This window comes from Micromonospora wenchangensis (assembly GCF_002210435.1).
Classification (GTDB): domain Bacteria; phylum Actinomycetota; class Actinomycetes; order Mycobacteriales; family Micromonosporaceae; genus Micromonospora; species Micromonospora wenchangensis.
This window is the reverse complement of the sequence record NZ_MZMV01000074.1, coordinates 14,223-30,895: the sequence shown is the minus strand read 5'-3', so window position 1 is coordinate 30,895 and position 16,673 is coordinate 14,223. Positions and strand designations below refer to the sequence as shown.

The 16,673-nt window shown below is 73.9% G+C and carries 19 protein-coding genes; 9 read left to right on the top strand and 10 right to left on the bottom strand.

The window, feature by feature from the left end:
• A partial coding sequence (locus B5D80_RS28790; protein ID WP_088647079.1) for an extracellular catalytic domain type 1 short-chain-length polyhydroxyalkanoate depolymerase occupies positions 1-1,034 on the bottom strand: 1,034 nt, incomplete at its 3' end.
• Between the two features lie 299 nt (positions 1,035-1,333).
• Here B5D80_RS28790 and B5D80_RS28785 point away from each other — a divergent pair.
• The gene (locus tag B5D80_RS28785) at positions 1,334-2,344 is read left to right on the top strand and encodes a PaaX family transcriptional regulator (protein WP_088647074.1); all 1,011 of its coding nucleotides are present in this window, start codon (positions 1,334-1,336) and stop codon (positions 2,342-2,344) included.
• An 18-nt stretch (positions 2,345-2,362) separates the two neighbouring features.
• Here the strand turns inward: B5D80_RS28785 and B5D80_RS28780 are convergent, their stop codons facing one another.
• From B5D80_RS28780 to B5D80_RS28760, 5 genes are all read right to left on the bottom strand, one after another.
• Positions 2,363-2,962, bottom strand: a complete 600-nt coding sequence (locus B5D80_RS28780) for a hypothetical protein (RefSeq protein ID WP_088647073.1) — start codon at positions 2,960-2,962, stop codon at positions 2,363-2,365.
• Positions 2,963-3,129: 167 nt separating this feature from the next.
• Positions 3,130-3,345 carry a hypothetical protein gene (locus B5D80_RS28775; protein ID WP_342747144.1) on the bottom strand — a complete coding sequence of 72 codons (216 nt, stop codon included), beginning with the start codon at positions 3,343-3,345 and terminating at the stop codon, positions 3,130-3,132.
• A 90-nt stretch (positions 3,346-3,435) separates the two neighbouring features.
• Positions 3,436-4,407: a hypothetical protein gene (locus tag B5D80_RS28770; RefSeq protein WP_088647072.1), complete on the bottom strand. Its 972-nt coding sequence runs from the start codon at positions 4,405-4,407 to the stop codon at positions 3,436-3,438.
• Positions 4,404-5,762, bottom strand: coding sequence for a hypothetical protein (locus B5D80_RS28765; protein ID WP_088647071.1), 1,359 nt, complete (start codon positions 5,760-5,762; stop codon positions 4,404-4,406). The genes B5D80_RS28770 and B5D80_RS28765 overlap by 4 nt, the downstream gene beginning before the upstream one ends.
• On the bottom strand, positions 5,759-6,064 hold the full coding sequence (locus B5D80_RS28760; RefSeq protein WP_088647070.1) for a DUF6403 family protein: 306 nt from the start codon (positions 6,062-6,064) through the stop codon (positions 5,759-5,761). The genes B5D80_RS28765 and B5D80_RS28760 overlap by 4 nt, the downstream gene beginning before the upstream one ends.
• Positions 6,065-6,259: 195 nt before the next feature.
• Between B5D80_RS28760 and B5D80_RS28755 the strand changes: the two genes are divergently transcribed.
• The 3 genes from B5D80_RS28755 to B5D80_RS28745 all read left to right on the top strand — a co-directional run bounded on the left by B5D80_RS28755 (position 6,260) and on the right by B5D80_RS28745 (position 8,180).
• Positions 6,260-6,646: a hypothetical protein gene (locus tag B5D80_RS28755; RefSeq protein WP_088647078.1), complete on the top strand. Its 387-nt coding sequence runs from the start codon at positions 6,260-6,262 to the stop codon at positions 6,644-6,646.
• A 227-nt stretch (positions 6,647-6,873) separates the two neighbouring features.
• Positions 6,874-7,143, top strand: coding sequence for a hypothetical protein (locus B5D80_RS28750; protein WP_088647069.1), 270 nt, complete (start codon positions 6,874-6,876; stop codon positions 7,141-7,143).
• Complete coding sequence (locus B5D80_RS28745) at positions 7,143-8,180, top strand: hypothetical protein (RefSeq protein ID WP_088647068.1); 1,038 nt, start codon at positions 7,143-7,145, stop codon at positions 8,178-8,180. The genes B5D80_RS28750 and B5D80_RS28745 overlap by 1 nt, the downstream gene beginning before the upstream one ends.
• A gap of 13 nt (positions 8,181-8,193) precedes the next feature.
• Here B5D80_RS28745 and B5D80_RS28740 read toward each other — a convergent pair whose 3' ends face one another.
• Positions 8,194-8,724, bottom strand: coding sequence for an SRPBCC family protein (locus B5D80_RS28740; protein WP_088647067.1), 531 nt, complete (start codon positions 8,722-8,724; stop codon positions 8,194-8,196).
• A gap of 2 nt (positions 8,725-8,726) precedes the next feature.
• On the bottom strand, positions 8,727-9,032 hold the full coding sequence (locus tag B5D80_RS28735; RefSeq protein ID WP_088647066.1) for an ArsR/SmtB family transcription factor: 306 nt from the start codon (positions 9,030-9,032) through the stop codon (positions 8,727-8,729).
• 96 nt (positions 9,033-9,128) lie between these two features.
• Between B5D80_RS28735 and B5D80_RS28730 the strand changes: the two genes are divergently transcribed.
• Positions 9,129-10,058 carry an LLM class F420-dependent oxidoreductase gene (locus B5D80_RS28730; protein WP_088647065.1) on the top strand — a complete coding sequence of 310 codons (930 nt, stop codon included), beginning with the start codon at positions 9,129-9,131 and terminating at the stop codon, positions 10,056-10,058.
• A gap of 39 nt (positions 10,059-10,097) precedes the next feature.
• On the opposite strand, the gene B5D80_RS28725 is transcribed toward B5D80_RS28730, so the two are convergent.
• A complete protein-coding gene (locus tag B5D80_RS28725) occupies positions 10,098-10,454 on the bottom strand; it encodes a hypothetical protein (RefSeq protein ID WP_088647064.1) in 357 nt (118 codons plus the stop codon).
• Positions 10,455-10,697: 243 nt separating this feature from the next.
• Between B5D80_RS28725 and B5D80_RS28720 the strand changes: the two genes are divergently transcribed.
• Positions 10,698-11,936: an FAD-binding protein gene (locus tag B5D80_RS28720; protein WP_088647077.1), complete on the top strand. Its 1,239-nt coding sequence runs from the start codon at positions 10,698-10,700 to the stop codon at positions 11,934-11,936.
• 84 nt (positions 11,937-12,020) lie between these two features.
• Positions 12,021-12,890 (top strand): AraC family transcriptional regulator, encoded by an 870-nt coding sequence (locus tag B5D80_RS28715; protein WP_088647063.1) that lies wholly within the window; start codon positions 12,021-12,023, stop codon positions 12,888-12,890.
• Between the two features lie 94 nt (positions 12,891-12,984).
• Here B5D80_RS28715 and B5D80_RS28710 read toward each other — a convergent pair whose 3' ends face one another.
• Positions 12,985-14,118 (bottom strand): site-2 protease family protein, encoded by a 1,134-nt coding sequence (locus B5D80_RS28710; protein ID WP_088647062.1) that lies wholly within the window; start codon positions 14,116-14,118, stop codon positions 12,985-12,987.
• A gap of 114 nt (positions 14,119-14,232) precedes the next feature.
• Between B5D80_RS28710 and B5D80_RS28705 the strand changes: the two genes are divergently transcribed.
• Complete coding sequence (locus B5D80_RS28705) at positions 14,233-16,269, top strand: prolyl oligopeptidase family serine peptidase (RefSeq protein ID WP_245855045.1); 2,037 nt, start codon at positions 14,233-14,235, stop codon at positions 16,267-16,269.
• 202 nt (positions 16,270-16,471) lie between these two features.
• Positions 16,472-16,672 carry a hypothetical protein gene (locus B5D80_RS28700; protein WP_088647060.1) on the top strand — a complete coding sequence of 67 codons (201 nt, stop codon included), beginning with the start codon at positions 16,472-16,474 and terminating at the stop codon, positions 16,670-16,672.
• Position 16,673: the final 1 nt, after the last annotated feature.

The window sequence follows — 16,673 nt, the reverse complement described above, 5'->3', positions numbered from 1 at the left end:
GTGGTGGGCGGCGGGGTGGTCGGCGGCGGCGTGGTGGGCGGCGGGGTCGTCGGCGGGGGCGTGGTCGGCGGCGTGGTCGGGGTCGGGTTGGTCAGGCCGAAGAACTGGAGGGCGACGGCGGCCATCCCGCCGGAGGGCAGGCTGTGCCCCGCCCCCTGGATGCTGTACGCCTCGACCAGGACGTTCCCGCTGCTGTCGGCGTAGCGGCGGCGGTTCCAGCCGGACTGCGGGGTGTCGGTGGAGGTGGGCGTCTGGCTGAGCCCGAACACGTTCGTCCACTGCTCGATGGTCTCCTGGAGCAGCGAGTACGGCACCAGGGTGTCGGCGGTGCCGTGCCAGAGCTGCACCTTCGGCCGGGGGCCGGTGTACCCGGGGTACGCCTGCTGGCGCACCGCGTCACCCCACTGCTGCGGGGTGCGGTTCATGTTCCCGCCGGTGCACTGGCTGGCGCCGGGCGGATAGTCGGCCGCGTTGGCGAAGCAGTTGTAGGGCACCCCCATGAAGGCGGCCCCGGCGGCGAACACGTCCGGGTAGACCGCCAGCATGTGGTTGGTCATCATGCCGCCGGACGAGCTGCCGGTGGCGAACACCCGGCGCGGGTCGCCGCCGTACTGCCGCTCGGTGTAGTTGATCATCGAGACGATCGACACGGGGTCGCTGCCGCCGCCCCGCCGCTTCGCGGCGTCCGACCAGGTGTCGAAGCAGTTGCCGAAGCCGGCCTGCTGGGTCGCCGACGGGTAGATCACGATGTAGCCGTACCGGTCGGCGAGCGAGGCGAACTCGCTGCTGGAGTAGAAGCCGGGGCCGGTGCCGCCGCAGCCGTGCATGGCCACCACGATCGCCGGGTTGGTCGGGCGGGTGTTCGGCACGTAGATGTGCATCCGCATCCGACCGGGGTTGTCGCCGAAGTTGGTCACCTCGACCAGCGACGCGGCGTACGCCGGCTGGAGCGTCGGTACCACCAGGGCGGCTGCCGCCACGGTGGCCACCAGCGGTGCCGCCAGGGCGAGCAGCAGTTTCCGTCTGATTCTCATGGGCGTGACTCCCTCACAGGTTGAGATCGGCCGCGCGATCGTGCGGCACGGGTACGCCCGGATGCCCGTGTCGTCCGCGCTGGCCCACTACGTCCGGCATGCCCTGCCCCGGCCCTAGGGCATTGCATGGCACTTAGTGTTCTCCTAGGTCCCACAAGTGTCAATCGAATGACCTCGATACACTGGGCGGTCACCGGTTCCGCGCCCGGGTCCACCCCGGACCGCGTTCGGTAGGCGGGCACCGGTGCGCCGTCTACAGTCGGTGCCACCGTCGCCCAGCCGAGCCCGGAGCGTCCCCAGTGCCACACCCGTTCGACATCGAGGAGATCTTCCCCGACGACGGGGACCACCCGGTGCGGCTCCCGCGCCGGCAGGCCGGCAACTCGCCCCAGGGCGTCGCGGTGACCCTGCTGGCCGACTACACCCTGCGTACCCGGGCGTGGCTGCCGTCCGCCGCCATCGTCGCGCTGTTGGCCGAGTCCGACGTCAGCCTCGCCGGCGCGCGGACCGTGATCAGCCGGCTGGCCCGCCGGGGCGTACTGGAGGGCAGCCGGCAGGGCCGGCGCAGCTCGTACCGGCTCAGCCGGTCCGCCGCCGTCAGCCTCTCCGTCGGCGGCAGCTGGGTGATGGCCGCGACCACCACCACCCAGCCGTGGGACGAGTGCTGGACCCTCGTCGCGTTCTCCCTGCCCCAGGAGCGCAGCGCGCAACGACGTGCCCTGCGCGGCCAACTCCGCTGGCTGGGCTACGCGCCGCTGTACGACGGACTGTGGATCTCGCCGCACGAGCTGACCCCGAAGGCGCGGGCCCAGCTCACCCAGCTCCACCTCGGGGCGGTCACCGTGTTCCGGGGCCGTCGGGTCGACCTCGACGCGGTCGCCGGCCGCGACCCGCTCGACGCCTGGGACGTCGCGGCGGTCGCCGAACAGTACGAGAGCTTCCTGCGGCGCTGGCGGCCCCTGCTGCCACGGATCGCCGCCGGCCGGGTCGACGGCGCCGAGGCGGTCCGGGCCCGGACCGAGGTGATGGACACCTTCCGGCGGTTCCCCACCCTCGATCCGCAGCTACCGCTGCGGCTGCTGCCCGCCGGCTGGCTGCGCGGCCCCGCCCGGGAGACCTTCGCCGCCGTCTACGACGGGCTCGCCGACACCGCCGAGCGGCACGTCCGGGCCGTCGTCGCCCGGTTCGCCGACGGTACGGAAGCCGACGTGCGGGCGCACACCACCGCCGACCTGCTGGCCGGCGTGTGCGCCACCGAAACCCGGCACGCCGCCCCACCCGGCCTGGCGCAGCCGTCCCCCGCGCACTGACCCGTCAACCAGGTCGGTTCAGAGCTTCAACCCCTCGACCGTGCCCAGGTCGTACCAGGTGAGGGAGAAGGGGTCGTCGCCGGACGGGACGACCGGGAACACGCCCCAGCTCTCCAGGACCGCACCGGGCCGCAGGGTGAAATCCGTGCCGGGCCGCTGCGACGCGCAGTACGTGTCGACCGGGAAGACCTGCCGTCCGTCGGCCATCGTCAGATGCGACGACTGGAGATCCGCCGTCCGGGCCGGGCAGCTGAGCACCCAGCCGCCGGGGGACCGGGTCGTATAGCGCAGTTGCACCCGCACCGTACCCGCCGTCACCTCCAGACCCGTGACGGTCGCCGTATTCTGCCCGTCGTCGTAGAGCAGGCGACTCATCTGCCGTGGGCCGGCCTCCGGTGACGCCGAAGCGGCCGTGCCGGGCCCGGAGGTCGACGGGGCGGGACTGTCGGATGCCGGCTGCGTGGGCCCGGAGGAGGTTGCCCCGGCCGGTGCCGCCGCGTCCAGACCCGGCCCGGTCGGCTCCGGCCCGTTGATCGTGAGCCAGACCACGGCGGCGGCCCCCAGCGCCACGATGATGACCACGCCGACGATCAACCCGACCAGATGCTTGCGCAACATCGATGATCCTTACTGCCGGTGAACAGGCTCCTTCCACGCTAGATCCCGGTGGCAAGATCCGCAGGCCGGCGGGGTCGTCGAGCTCACCGACGGCGGGCCCGGTCCAGCACCTCCTCGGCGGTGAGCGGGCTACGCGGATGGTGGCTGAGCGACAGCGGGGTGCGGATCTACACCGGTGCGGCACCCTCGGCCATCACCAGCAGCCCGAGCAGCGGGCGGTCGTTCGCCGGGTGTTTCCTGATCCAGGCGAACAGCGCCATCTGCAACTGGTTGACGAAGCCCTGCCGGGCCTCGTCGGACTGCAGCCCGACGAGGCTGACGACGGAGATCCGGGCCCGCGCGCCGGGGGTTGGCGTGAGGTCCTCATCCTCCCGTGCGGCCATCGGACGAACCCGAACACCCTACGAAGCGGTTCGCCGCAAGCGCCAGGGTCGTACCCGGTCAGTCGTGCTTCGGACAGCTAAGCGCACGGGCTACCCGGCCCTGCCGGGTTTCCCGTCGGCGAGTGACTGGGCCCGGCGGCTCAGCGACTCGACGCGGGCGGTCAGTTCCCGTACCGCCGGCTCGTCGGCGTCGTCCAGGGTCGACAGCCGGTCGAGCAGGGCGGTGTGGTCGGCGGTCAACTGCCGGTAGCGTCGGACGAAGCTGCTGTCGTCGCCGTCGCGGCGGCTGCTCAGCAGGGCGTACGTCGGGTCGAGGTCGATGATCTGCTGGGCCAGGCCGGCGGTGGCGGCGCTGAGCGCGCTGCGGCTGTCGGTGCGTTCGTCGCGGCGGACCCGGCGGGCCGCCGCCAGCCGCCCGGCCCGCCGGCCGCCGAGGTAGAGCACCGCCGCTCCGGCGACGACCCCGGTCACCGCCGCGGCGGCGAGCAGGAAGCGGGGCAGCGACGGGCTGATCGTCCGCGCTCCGTCGGGTACGGTGCCGGCCTTGACCAGCCGGTCGTAGTTGACGGCGATGACCTTCACGGCCTCCAGTGGGCGGTCGACGAACGTGTCGATGCCCCGACCGATGATCATTTCCGCGGCGGCGGCCTTGCCCAGGTTCTTCTTCTCGTACCCGGGCACCAGGGCGCAGCCGTAGGTGTCGTAGTCGTCGCCGTCGCGGCTGAGCACCAGCACGACGGTCCCGTCGGCGGCCCGGTGCACCCGCTTGCAGGTGTCCCGCAGGTCGGCCCCGGGGGAGCGCAGGATCACCACCAGCCGGCGGTTGCCGATGACCCGTTCCGCCTCGGCCCGGTCCACGTCGATCCCCGGGTCGGCGTAGAACGAGGTGGTGCGGACGTGCCTGGCGATCGGGCCGTCCAGCGCCCCGCCGCTCCACACCGCCCAGCCGGCCAGCACCAGGCAGGCCAGCACGGCCAGGCCGAACGGGGTGCCGAGCAGGCCGGCGACGCGGCCCCGCCCCGGGCGGGCGGTGGCGGTCCGTGGGGATCGGGAACGTGTCATGACAGCCTGCCCCGCAGGTAGTTGTCCGGTCGGTAACTGGCGATGCCGACCTGACGCGCGGTGTCGTCCAGCTCGGCCGCCGCCTCGTCGAGCAGCGTGCGGACGTGCCGGGCGGGCAGCTTCTCCTCCCACGCCGACCGGGCGGCCTGGAGTTTGACGATGCCCCGGGTCAGCGCCGGGTTGCTGCGGGCGTCGGTCAGCAGGGACACCTCGACGGCCAGCGCGGTCAACCCGGCCAGCCGGGTCGGCGCGGTGTCCCGCCGGCTGCCCGGCCGGCCCTCGGGCCGGCGCAGCGACCGGGCCGACAGCACCATGAACGCCGCCACGCAGCCCGCGAACAGCCACGGCAGCGCCGGCAGCGCCACCCGCAGCGGATCGGCCGGCCGGTACGGCAGGGGACGCTCGAACAGGCCCGCGTAGCGGATGTCGGTCACCCGGTCGAGGTAGACGCCCAGCACGTTGCGCTGCGGGTAGTCGGTGCGGCTGAGCAGGTTGGCGAACTGGCCGTAGAAGCTGGCCCCGGCCAACTCCGCGAAGTCCGCCGCGCCGGGTCCGTGGTATTCGATCCAGAGCCCGTACATCACCACGATCGGCTGGTCGGGGAACCGGGCGCTCAGGGCGGGGCCGTACCGGGGCAGGGGTTCGCCGTAGCGCTGCACGGGCAGCGCGACGTACCACGCGCCGTCGGGGAAGGCGTTGCGGGCGGCGGTCTCGGGCACGTCGGTGAGGGTCGCGCCGGGCGCGATGTGCCGCCCGGTCGCCCGCAGGTCGGTCAGGACGGTGTTCAGCTCCGGCCCGCTCGGCTCGCGCCAGCGCAACTCGTCCCGGTCGGCCGGGGTGGACTCCTTACGCAGCGTGGTGATCAGGGCGATCAGCAGGTCGGTCACGTCGCCGGTGGCGAACTGCGCCCGCCAGGCGGGCAGCCGGTCGGAGCTGGCCTGGTAGAAACCGCCGCTGACCTCGGTGCCGATCACCCGGATCGTGGCGTTCTCCACGTCCCGGACCCGCTCCCGCTCGTCTTTGTCCAGGCCGGGCGGGGCGACCAGGATCCGGGTGTCGCCGGCCACCTCCCGCACCCGCTGCTCGTTCCAGTACGCCACCGAGCCCGGCAGGCGGACCACCGGCGCGGCGGCCACCAGCGCGGTCATCTCGTCCACCGACGGCACGGTGGCCCGGTCGGAGGTGCCGGTGCCGTCCGTGTCGACCCCGGCCGTCGACGCCGGCGACCGGCCGTAGCTGACGTCGATGCCCTGCTGCCGCTGGGCGACCAGGAAGACCACCAGGACGAGCACGGCGAGCCCGAGCAGCGCCCAGCGCAGCGGCTCGGCCAGGCGGCGGTACCTGCCGGCGGTCACCGGTGCTCCCGCCACAGCCGGTCGGCCTGCCGGGCGTGCTCGGCCGCCGCCCGCGCCGCGTCGACCCCGCCGCGCCGGCCCGCGAGCGACTCGGCGCGGGTCAGCAGCCGTTCCGCCTCGGGCACCCGACCCGGGGCCGCGTCCCGGCTGACGGCCGCGCTGTCGATCGCCGCGCGCGCGGCCGACCAGGCGGTCCGCCGCTGCTCCGCGTGGGCCCGCCGGTGGGGCAGCAGGCTGGTCGCCACGCCCGCGGTCACCAGCAGCACCGCGCCGGCCAGCCAGAACAGGGAGGGGTCTGCCATGGGCTCCAACCGTTCGCCGGGGTCCGGGGGACGGCCCCCCGGGGGTGGTCCGACCGAGTCTCGCCGATCGGGGCAACCCGCGCCACACGGCCCCCGACCAGGGCGGTTGCCGCTGCGAAGGGTGGTGTGACGGTGATCGTGAGTACGGGTGCTCATCCGGCGGCCGGTCCCGCCGACGATGATCGGGGCGTGCAGATGACGCGTACCCGAACCCTTCTCGGCGGTGTGCTGCTCGCGGCCGCGACGATCGGCACCTGGGCGGCCTGGCTGGGCTGGGAGAGCGGCTACTCGACGGACCCCCGCACCGGCGCGACCTCCGGCCCGTACGCTGTCTGGCAGGTGGCCGGCGCGGTGCTCACCCTGGTCGCGGTCGCCGCCGTCGCCGGCTGGCTGCTGAGCCCGGTGCTGGTGGCGCCGGTGATGACGGTGGCGTTCACGGCCGCCTGGTCGGGGCACGCGGCGGCGACCGACGACTCCGGGCTGTGGGCGGTGGGGGCGGTGCTGGTGCTCCTCGGCACCGGCTTCGGCAGCACCCTGGTCAGCCTCGGCACCCACCTGCTCCGCCGACACCGCGCCCGCTGACCGTGCCGCCGGCCCCGGCTGGCGGATTGCCGACAGGACGCCCGGGGTCGGCAGGGGGCACTGTTGATGCAGGTGGATGAGGGTGTGGCCGGGGAGGCGCGGCGCACCCGGCCGGGCGGTGGCGACCGGGCCCGGCCGCCACCGCCCGGTCCGGACAACGACGTCACCACCTCCGGCCGGCGGGCGTCGAGCCCGTCGACCGGGCCAGCAAGGAAGGAGGGGCCGGGATGGCCGCTCCCACCGTGACCGCCAGCCTCGACGCCTCGACCTACGCCCCGGGTGAGCCGATGACGCTCACCGTCGGCTACGCCGACCCCGACACCCGCCCGGTGACCGTCACGATCGTGCTGACCGACCCGGACGGCAACAGCAGCGCCCCGGTGCGGGTCACCGCGGTCATCGACCCGCTCGGCGTCGAGGTCGCCGACGACTCCGGCCGGGCCTGGACGATGGTCTCGGACACCGGGACGACCGCCGTGTACCGGGCGGTGGCCTGATGCCCCGGGTCACCGTGACCGTGCGTGACCAGGGTGGACGTACCGCCAGCGCGGCTGCCGACTACGCCCTGGCACCTCCGGTGTGGGGTGGCTACTACCTGGCCGGCAACGCCGACCCGACGACGGACCTGGTGGGCGGGAACTTCCGTTCGCTGACCCAGTACCGCAGCCTCGCCGACGCCTACGTCTTCCCCGGTTACGGCATGTCCTGGCTGCGCGATCTGGGGCGGGCCGGGGTCGCGCCGAACATGGTGCTGGAGTTGAAGCACTACGGGGCCGGCAGCCCCGGCGCGCAGACGTTCACCGTCGACGGGGTGACCTGGACGGTGCCCGCGCCGGCGATGACCATCCAGCAGCGTCCCGGCACCACCTGGCCCCGGGCGTACGGGTACGGGCAGGTGCTCGCCGGCCAGTGCGACGGGCTGCTCGCCCGCGCCCTGTCGCAGTACCGGACGCTGGGTTTCCCGGTGAACCTGCAACTCGCCTCGGAGTTGGACACCGACCACGAGTTCGGCACCACCGAGTCGGGGGTGTCGTTCACCTGGGCCGAGTCGGACGCCCGTGCGGTGCAGGCGCTGACCTACGTGGTGAACTGGTTGCGCGCCCGGGGCCTGCCCGCCGGCACCACCTTCTCGGTCGGCGCGGGCGGCTTCGACCGGGCCGCCTTCCGGCGTACCCATCCGGAGGCGTTGATGTCCCGGGTGGACTTCCTCCAGTGGAACGTCTACGCGACCGACCCGGCCCACACCGCGCTGAGCCGGTTCCGCCGGACGAGGGACTGGGCGGTGGCCGACCTCGGGCCGGTGGCGCTCTCCCGGCCGGTGATCATCGCCGAGTGGGGGGTGCAGGTGTCCGCCTTCCCCGACCAGGCGGCCTGGATCGCCACCGTGCCGGCGGCCCTGGCCCGGCTCAACGCCGAGCGGGGGCCCCGGATCGTGCGGGCGAACTACTTCAATTCCGGCTGGGGCACCCTGACGCCGAAGCCGGCCGGCCTGGCCGCCCTGCGCGCCGCGTACGCGACCAGGCCGTTCGGCTGAGGCGGGGCGCGGGTCAGCCGTCACCGAGCTTGCGGGCGTACGCGTCGCGTAGCTGCGCCCAGCCGTGGTCGAGGGCGGCGCGGCCCCGGACCGGGCCGACCGGGTCGCCGGCGAGCAGCCGGTCGGCGACGTCGACGCAGAGGTGCCAGCCGGCGGCCACCATCGGCAGCGTCCCCCGGTCGGCGACGGTGTGCCACAGGGTGAGGCGGGTGCCGTCGTCGGTCGGGGTCAGCTCCCACCGGAGCAGGTCCCCGCCCCAGGTGTGTTCCAGCAGGCGCGGCGCCTCGGCCCGGCGTACGGTGGCCGGCTGCGCGTCGGCCGCGTCGCCGTCGACCAGGGTGAGCACCACGTCGCCGGGGGTGCCGAGGTCACGGTCGGCCAGGAACGGCGCCCACTCGCCCAGCTGGGCCGGATCGGTCAGCGCCGCCCAGACCCGCTCCGGCGGGTGGCGCAGCTCGCGGACGAACCGGAGGGTCCACCGGCCGTCGGCGGGGGTCGCGGTGACCTGCGCCGGTGGGCTGGGGCGGAACGCGGCAGGGTCCATGCTCACTCCTTGTCGAGGTGACGCTCCAGGGCGTCGAGGTGGGTCTCCCACATCCGCCGGTACGGGGCCAGCCAGTCGTCCACCGCCCGCAGCCGGCGCAGGTCGAGGCGGTAGATGCGGTGCTGGGCGACCGTCCGGCAGGAGACGAAGCCGGCCTCGCGGAGCACCCGCAGGTGCTTGGAGACGGCCGGCTGGCTCAGCTCCAGCGTGTCGACCAGCTCGCCGACGCTGCACTCGGCCCGCCGCAGCGTGTCGAGGATGCGGCGGCGGCTCGGCTCGGCCAGCACGGCGAAGGCGTCAACGGACACCCAGGCAATATGCTCCACCCGGCATATGCCTGTCAAGGCATCTAAGCTGTCGGCCGGGCCCGAGCGGGTGCCCGCCCGGCTCCCTATGCTCGGGGCATGGAACTGCGGATCTTCACCGAGCCCCAGCAGGGCGCCACCTACGACCAACTGCTCACGGTGGCGCGCGCCGCCGAGGACGCCGGCTACGGCGCGTTCTTCCGCTCCGACCACTACCTGGCGATGGGGTCGTCCACCGGCGAACCCGGCCCCACCGACGCCTGGACCACCCTGGCCGGGCTGGCCCGGGACACCACCCGGATCCGGCTCGGCACGCTGGTCACGGCGGCCACCTTCCGGCTGCCCGGCCCGCTGGCGATCACCGTCGCCCAGGTCGACCAGATGAGCGGCGGCCGGGTCGAGCTGGGCATCGGCGCCGGCTGGTTCGCCGAGGAACACACCGCCTACGGCATCCCGTTCCCGTCGGTGGGGGAGCGCTTCGACCGGCTGGAGGAGCAGCTCGCCGTCATCACCGGGCTGTGGGCGACCCCGGCCGGCGAGCGGTTCGACTTCGCCGGCAAGCACTACCCGGTCACCGACTCCCCGGCACTGCCCAAGCCGGTGCAGCAGCCCCGCCCGCCGATCCTGCTCGGCGGCAAGGGCCCGAAACGCACCCCGCGCCTGGCCGCCCGCTACGCCGACGAGTTCAACCTGCCCTTCGTCTCGGTCGACGAGACGGTCGCCCAGTTCGGCCGGGTCCGCGCCGCCTGCGCCGAGGCGGGCCGCGACCCGGGCAGCCTGCGCTGGTCCAACGCGTTGGTGCTCTGCTGCGGCCGGGACGACGCCGAAGTGTCCCGCCGGGCCGCCGTCATCGGTCGGGAACCGGCCGAGCTGCGGCAGAACGGCGTCGCCGGCACCCCCGCCGAGGTGGTCGACACGATCGGCAGGTACGCCGAGGCCGGCAGCGAACGGATCTACCTCCAGGTGCTCGACCTGGCCGACCTGGACCAGCTGGAACTGGTCGCCGCCGAGGTGATGCCCCAGCTGTGACCCCGGCGGCCACCCCGCCGGTGGCGGGCGGCCGGACGGTCAGCGGTGGCGGGAGCCCGGCTCGCGCAGCACCGTGTCCAACCGGCCGTCCCGGTCGCTGTCCAGGTAGGTGATGTCCGGTACGCCGTCGCCGTCCAGGTCGAACTGGACCACGTCGGCGATCCCGTCCCCGTCCAGGTCGGTCACCACCTGCGTCGAGCCGTCCAGGTGGTGGGTGACGATCGAGTGCGCCCCGCTCTGCGCCACGCGGGCCGCCGACGCCGTCGCCTGTTCCGTCCGGTCCGGGTACGCCGCCGGCGGGGCGCTCGCCGGCTCCAGGCCGACCCCGGTCGGGTCGATCTCCTCCTCGGAGGGGTAGACGTCGCCGTGCAGGATCGGGTCGCGGTAGCTGCTCATCGCGCCATGGTTCCCCGTGGACGCCGTCGACAACCGCGCCGGATGACGCACCGGCCCGCGCCCGGGGCGTCGCGCCGGTCGGGTCCGTTCCGCCGCCGGCTGCACCGTCGGGCTGCGCGGGTACAGTTCCGACGTGGTCGACACACTGGTGGTAAGCGCCCCGACGGCACCCGACCCGGACGACCCGGCGCAGCGCCGGGCGGCGCGCGACGAACCGGCCGCCGGGGCCGACAGGTGAGCGGGGTGCCCCGGCACAACTGGGCCGGCAACGTGCACTACGCCGCCCGTGCCTTCCACCGGCCGACCACCCTGGACGAGCTGCGCCGGCTGGTCGCCGGCAGCGACCGGGTGCGGGCGGTCGGCAGCGGCCACTCGTTCAACCGGATCGGCGACACCAGCGGCGACCTGGTCTCGCTGGCCGGGTTGCCGCCCACCGTCGAGGTCGACCGGGAACGCGGCACCGTCACCGTCGCCGCCGGGCTGCGCTACGGGGACGTGGCGACCCGGCTGCACGAGCAGGGGCTGGCCCTGGCCAACCTCGCCTCGCTGCCGCACATCTCGGTGGCCGGCGCGGTCGCCACCGGCACCCACGGCTCCGGCGACGGCAACCGCAACCTGGCCGCCGCCGTGGCCGGCCTGGAACTGGTCACCGCCGACGGGGACGTGCTCACCGTGGACCGGTCCGCCGGCGACCGGTTCGCCGGCATGGTGGTGTCGCTCGGCGCGCTGGGCGTGGTCACCCGGGTCACCCTGGACGTGCTGCCCACCTTCACCGTCCGCCAGTACGTCCGCGAGGGCCTGCCCGTCGGCGCGCTGGACGCGGCGCTCGCCTCGGCGTACAGCGTCAGCGGGTTCACCACCTGGCGCTCGACGGACATCGACCAGGTCTGGCGCAAGCAGCTCGCCGACGCCCCGCCGCCGGAGCCGGACTGGCTCGGCACCACCCCGGCGCAGCGGCCGGCGCACCCGGTGCCCGGGATGGACCCGGTGAGCTGCACCCCGCAGTTCGGCGAGCCCGGCCCGTGGCACGAGCGGCTGCCGCACTTCCGGCTGGGCTTCCTGCCCAGCAGCGGCGACGAACTCCAGTCCGAGTACCACCTGCCCCGGTCGGCCGGGGCCGGGGCGCTCGCCGCGCTGGCCGGGATGCGGGAGCGGATCGCGCCCGTGTTGCAGATCTGCGAGCTGCGCACCGTCGCCGCCGACGAGCTGTGGCTCAGCCCCAACCAGGGCCGCGACACGCTGGCCGTGCACTTCACCTGGGTCGACGACGCGGCGGCGGTGCAGCCGGTGCTGGCCGAGATCGAGTCCCGGCTCGCCCCGTTCGACCCCCGGCCGCACTGGGGCAAGGTCTTCACCCTCGACCCGGCCGTCGTCGCCGCCACCTTCCCCCGGTACGCCGACTTCGCCGCCCTGCTCGCCGAGCTGGACCCGGCCGGGGTGTTCCGCACCGACCTGCTCGACCACTACTTCCCCCGCGCCTGACCACCCGACCGCAGCGGGCACCGGAAGTCGGGTCCGGCCGCTTCCGGCTGCCTGGCGTCGATCACGCAAGCGGAAGGAGATCAGGTGCTGGAGCGGCTGAACGAGGCCCTGGCGCACGTGGAACGGCACCTCGCCGGACCGATCGAGGTGGCCGACCTGGCGCGGATCACCCTCACCTCGGAGTACCACTTCCGCCGGATGTTCTCGGCGTTGGCCGGGATGCCCCTGTCGGAGTACGTCCGCCGACGGCGGCTCACCGTCGCGGCGGCCGAGGTGCTGGCGGGTGAGCGGACGTTGCTCGACGTCGCGGTCCGCCACGGGTACGGCTCGACCGAGGCGTTCACCCGGGCGTTCCGGGCGATGCACGGCATCGGGCCGGGTGAGGCGCGGCGTACGGGGGCCGTGCTGCACTCCCAGCAGCGGTTGTCCTTCCGGCTCGTCGTCGAGGGGAGTGGCAGCATGCGGTACCGGGTGGTGGAGAAGCCGGCGTTCCGGCTGGCGGGTCGGCGGGCCCGGGTGCCCCTGGTGCACGAGGGGATGAACCCGGCGATCGTGGCGTTCGTCAGGGGCATTCCGGCGGAGACGACGGCCCGGATCGGGGCCCTGTCCGACCAGGAGCCGGCGGGCATCGTCAACGCCAGCGACCTGCCCGGCGAGGACCGTTCCGAGGGCGTCGAGCTGGACTACTGGTACGGCGCGGTGACCGGCGCGGACGTGCCGGACGACCTGGAGGCGCTCGACGTGCCGGCGGGGACCTGGGCGGTCTTCGCGGCCTCCGGGGAGTTCCCGGCGGCCGTGCAGCACCTGTGGCGGGACGTGTTCACCCAGTGGTTCCCGTCGAATCCGTACCGGAGCCGGCCGGGTCCGGAGATCTCCAGTGTCCGCATCGCGGCCGGCGGCACCCACGCCGACGCCGAGCTGTGGATCCCGGTGGAGCGGGCCGGCACTGCCTGACCGGGCCGAGTGGGGGCGATGTCGCGGGGTCCGCGTGCTGCGGATGCCGCAACATCGGCCCAGTTGCGGCCCCGCCCTGCGGCCCCGCCGGCCGTCACCCGGCGGGGTGGGGGCGCAGGGTGCTGCGTTGGACGGCGCGGCTGATGTCGCTGGGGGAGACGATGCCGACGAGCTGGTCGCCGGTCACCACCAGGGCGCGACCGTCGGAGCACTCGCTGAGCCGGGGGAGCAGGTCGTTGAGCTGTTCCTCCGGCCGGGCCAGCACCAGGTCGTCGGCCCGGCAGGCGACCTCGGCCAGCGTGGTGGCGGCCCGCCGGTCGGGCGGGACGCCGCGTACCCGGTCCAGGGTGACCAGGCCGACGGGCCGGCCGTCCTCGGTCAGCGGCAGCGCCGTGTGCCGGTAGGCGAACAGGTAGTGGTCGACGAAGTCGGCGACGGTCATCTCCGCCGACGCGGTCTGCGGCTGCGGGGTCATCACCTCACCGACCCGGACGCCGGTCAGCGCGCTGCCCAGCCGGGCCTGGCGTTCCTCCATCCCGGCCGCGCCGATCAGGAACCAGCCGATCAACGCCAGCCACAGCCCGCCCACCCCGTAGCCGGCCAGGAACTGCCAGAGGCCCAGGCCGATCAGGAGCACGCCGAGCACCCAGCCGGCGCGGGCGGCCACCACCGACGCCCTGGCCCGGTCGCCGGTGGCCTTCCACACGGCGGCGCGCAGCAACCGGCCCCCGTCGAGCGGGGCGGCCGGCAGGATGTTGAACACCGCCAGCAGCACGTTGATCCCGGCCAGCCAGGACACCGAGCCGAGCAGCAGCCCCTCCTGCCCGGCCAGCGCCAGCAGCACCGCGATCGCCCCGAAGAACACCCCGAGGACCAGGCTGACCAGTGGGCCGACCCCGGAGATGCGCAGCTCCGCGCCCGGGTCGGAGGGCTCGCCGCGCAGCTCCGCGACGCCGCCGAACAACCACAGCGTGATCCCCTCCACCCGGAGGCCGTTGCGTTTCGCCACCACCGCGTGCGACACCTCGTGGGCCAGCAGGCCGACGAAGAAGACCACCGCCGCCGCGAGCCCGGCCAGCAGGTACGCCCAGCCGGGCCGGTCGGGGTAGGAGCGGGGGAACTGGTTGGCCGACAGCACCCACGCGATCAGCACGAAGATGACCAGGACGCTCCAGTTGACCCCGACGGGTACCCCCGCGATCCGGCCAAGCCGGAAGCTCGCCCTCATGCCCCGCTCATACCCGGCGCCGCCGCACCCATGCCAGAGCAGCGCGACGGGTCCCGGCATCCGGGCCCGGTAAGGGGTGTCTGTCCGGTTGACCGGTCGGGAATAGTGGACGGGGTGACGCTGATCGATGAGGGTGACGACCCGTACCGCTGGTTGGAGGAGCTGGACGCGGACCCGGCCGCCGCCTGGGTCCGCGAGCGCAACGCGGCGACCGTCGCGGCGCTGACCGGCGACGACGCGTTCAGCGCGATGCAGGCCGAGATCCGGCAGGTGCTCGACGCCGACGACCGCATCCCGTACCCGGGTTGGCGCGGCGACGGGTTCTACTACGACTACTGGCGGGACGCGGCGCACCCCCGGGGGCTGTGGCGGCGTACCACGCTGGCGGAGTACCGGCGGCCTGAGCCGGCCTGGGACGTGCTGCTCGACCTGGACGCGCTGGCCGCCGCCGAGGACGAGAACTGGGTCTGGGACGGGGTGACGGTGCTGAAGCCCGGCCACCGCCGTTGCCTGGTCAGCCTGTCCCGGGGCGGCAAGGACGCGGTGGTGGTCCGCGAGTACGACCTCGACACCCGCGCCTTCGTGCCCGACGGGTTCACCCTCGCCGAGGCCAAGAGCGACGTCACCTGGATCGACGCCGACCGGATCTACGTCGGCACCGACCTCGGCCCCGGGTCGCTGACCGTTTCCGGCTATCCGAGGGTGATCCGCCGGTGGCGGCGGGGCACCCCGTTGAGCGAGGCCGAGATCGTCTACGAGGGGCAGGACGACGACGTCTCCGCGTACGCCTCGCACGATCCGACACCCGGGTACGAACGGGACTTCGTCGCACGCAGCCTGGACTTCTACCGGACCCGCAGCTTCCTGCTGACCCCCGACGGCGGGCAGGTCCCGGTCCCGGTGCCCGAGGACGCCCAGTGGGACGTGCACCGGGAGTGGCTGCTGGTCCGGCTGCGTACCCCGTGGGAGGTCGCCGGGGTCACCCACCCGGCCGGGGCGCTGCTGGCGACCCGGTTCGACGACTTCGTCGCCGGGGGCCGCGACCTCACCGTGCTGTTCGAGCCCGACGGGCGGACCGCGTTGGGCTACCACGTCTGGACCCGGCACCACCTGATCCTGGCCACCCTGGTCGACGTACGGCGGCGGTTGGAGGTGCTGACCCCCGACGGCGCGTCGGGCTGGCGGCGGACGCCGCTGGCCGGGGTGCCGGAGGGCGACGATCCCTGGATCGTGGACACCGATCCGGACCTCGGTGACGACTACCTGATCGCCGCCACCGGCTACCTGCGGCCGGCGACGCTGCGGCTGGGGCGCGTCGGCGGCCCGGTCGAGACCCTCAAGCGGGAACCGGCGTTCTTCGACGCCACCGGCCTGACCGTGCGCCAGTTCTTCGCCACCTCCGCCGACGGCACCCGGGTGCCGTACTCGGTGGTCGGCGACCCGACGGCGTCCGCCCGGCCGACCCTGCTCACCGGGTACGGCGGGTTCGAGGTCTCGCTGACGCCGCACTACGACGGGGTGCTCGGCCGGGGCTGGCTGGCCCGGGGCGGCACCTACGTGGTGGCGAACATCCGGGGCGGCGGGGAGTACGGCCCGCGCTGGCACCGGGCGGCGCTGCGCGAGAACCGCCCCCGGGCGTACGAGGACTTCGCCGCCGTCGCCGCCGACCTGGTGGCCCGGGGGATCACCACCACGCGGCAGCTCGGCATCGAGGGCGGCAGCAACGGCGGGCTGCTGATGGGGGCGATGCTGACCCGCTACCCGACGCTGGTCGGCGCGGTGGTGGCGAACGTGCCGCTGCTGGACATGCGGCGCTACCACCTGCTGCTCGCCGGGGCGTCCTGGACGGCCGAGTACGGCGATCCGGACGATCCGGACGACTGGGCGTTCCTGCGGGGGTACTCGCCGTACCACAACGTGCGGCCGGGGGTGACGTACCCGCCGGTCCTGCTCGTCACCTCGACCCGCGACGACCGGGTGCACCCGGGGCACGCCCGGAAGATGGCCGCCCTGCTGGGCGCGTACGGCCAGGACGTGTCGTACTACGAGAACGTGGAGGGTGGGCACGGTGCGGCGAGCAACAACGAGCAGCGGGCGTTCCTGTCGGCGTTGACGCTGCGCTTCCTGTGGCGGCGATTGGGCGATCGGTGACGGTACGCCGGTCGGGCGCATCCCGGCGTATCCCGGGAATGGTGGTCCCTGACATCGGCGGAAACGAGAATTCCACAGTGGATATGAATATGTCACCGAGGGCACTCGCTTTTTGTCGGTGAGGTGACTCGGCGCTGAATGTCCTTGAAGTCGGCGTACACGAATGACTACTATCTGTAGTTGTCGACTTCGGGGAGGGACCATGAAACTGCGCTTTCTCACCACATCCAGCAACTCCGGCTCGTGCCCGAGCCTGTACGAGACCGACAATGGCGACATCGTGGTGCAGGGCTACCGGTTGACCGACCCGGAGGCGCTCGCCCAACTGCGCGACGTACTGCCCGACGAGACGTTCGTCGTGGTGCCCCGCCGACTCATGACCTGGTTCGAGCAGAAGGACTGAC

Bases quoted from the DNA above. Each gene is read 5' to 3' on its own strand.
- B5D80_RS28780 (WP_088647073.1), bottom strand. From the start codon at position 2,962: ATGTTGCGCAAGCATCTGGTCGGGTTGATCGTCGGCGTGGTCATCATC.
- B5D80_RS28775 (WP_342747144.1), bottom strand. From the start codon at position 3,345: ATGGCCGCACGGGAGGATGAGGACCTCACGCCAACCCCCGGCGCGCGG.
- B5D80_RS28770 (WP_088647072.1), bottom strand. From the start codon at position 4,407: ATGACACGTTCCCGATCCCCACGGACCGCCACCGCCCGCCCGGGGCGG.
- B5D80_RS28760 (WP_088647070.1), bottom strand. From the start codon at position 6,064: ATGGCAGACCCCTCCCTGTTCTGGCTGGCCGGCGCGGTGCTGCTGGTG.
- B5D80_RS28755 (WP_088647078.1), top strand. From the start codon at position 6,260: ATGACGCGTACCCGAACCCTTCTCGGCGGTGTGCTGCTCGCGGCCGCG.
- B5D80_RS28750 (WP_088647069.1), top strand. From the start codon at position 6,874: ATGGCCGCTCCCACCGTGACCGCCAGCCTCGACGCCTCGACCTACGCC.
- B5D80_RS28745 (WP_088647068.1), top strand. From the start codon at position 7,143: ATGCCCCGGGTCACCGTGACCGTGCGTGACCAGGGTGGACGTACCGCC.
- B5D80_RS28740 (WP_088647067.1), bottom strand. From the start codon at position 8,724: ATGGACCCTGCCGCGTTCCGCCCCAGCCCACCGGCGCAGGTCACCGCG.
- B5D80_RS28730 (WP_088647065.1), top strand. From the start codon at position 9,129: ATGGAACTGCGGATCTTCACCGAGCCCCAGCAGGGCGCCACCTACGAC.
- B5D80_RS28725 (WP_088647064.1), bottom strand. From the start codon at position 10,454: ATGAGCAGCTACCGCGACCCGATCCTGCACGGCGACGTCTACCCCTCC.
- B5D80_RS28710 (WP_088647062.1), bottom strand. From the start codon at position 14,118: ATGAGGGCGAGCTTCCGGCTTGGCCGGATCGCGGGGGTACCCGTCGGG.
- B5D80_RS28700 (WP_088647060.1), top strand. From the start codon at position 16,472: ATGAAACTGCGCTTTCTCACCACATCCAGCAACTCCGGCTCGTGCCCG.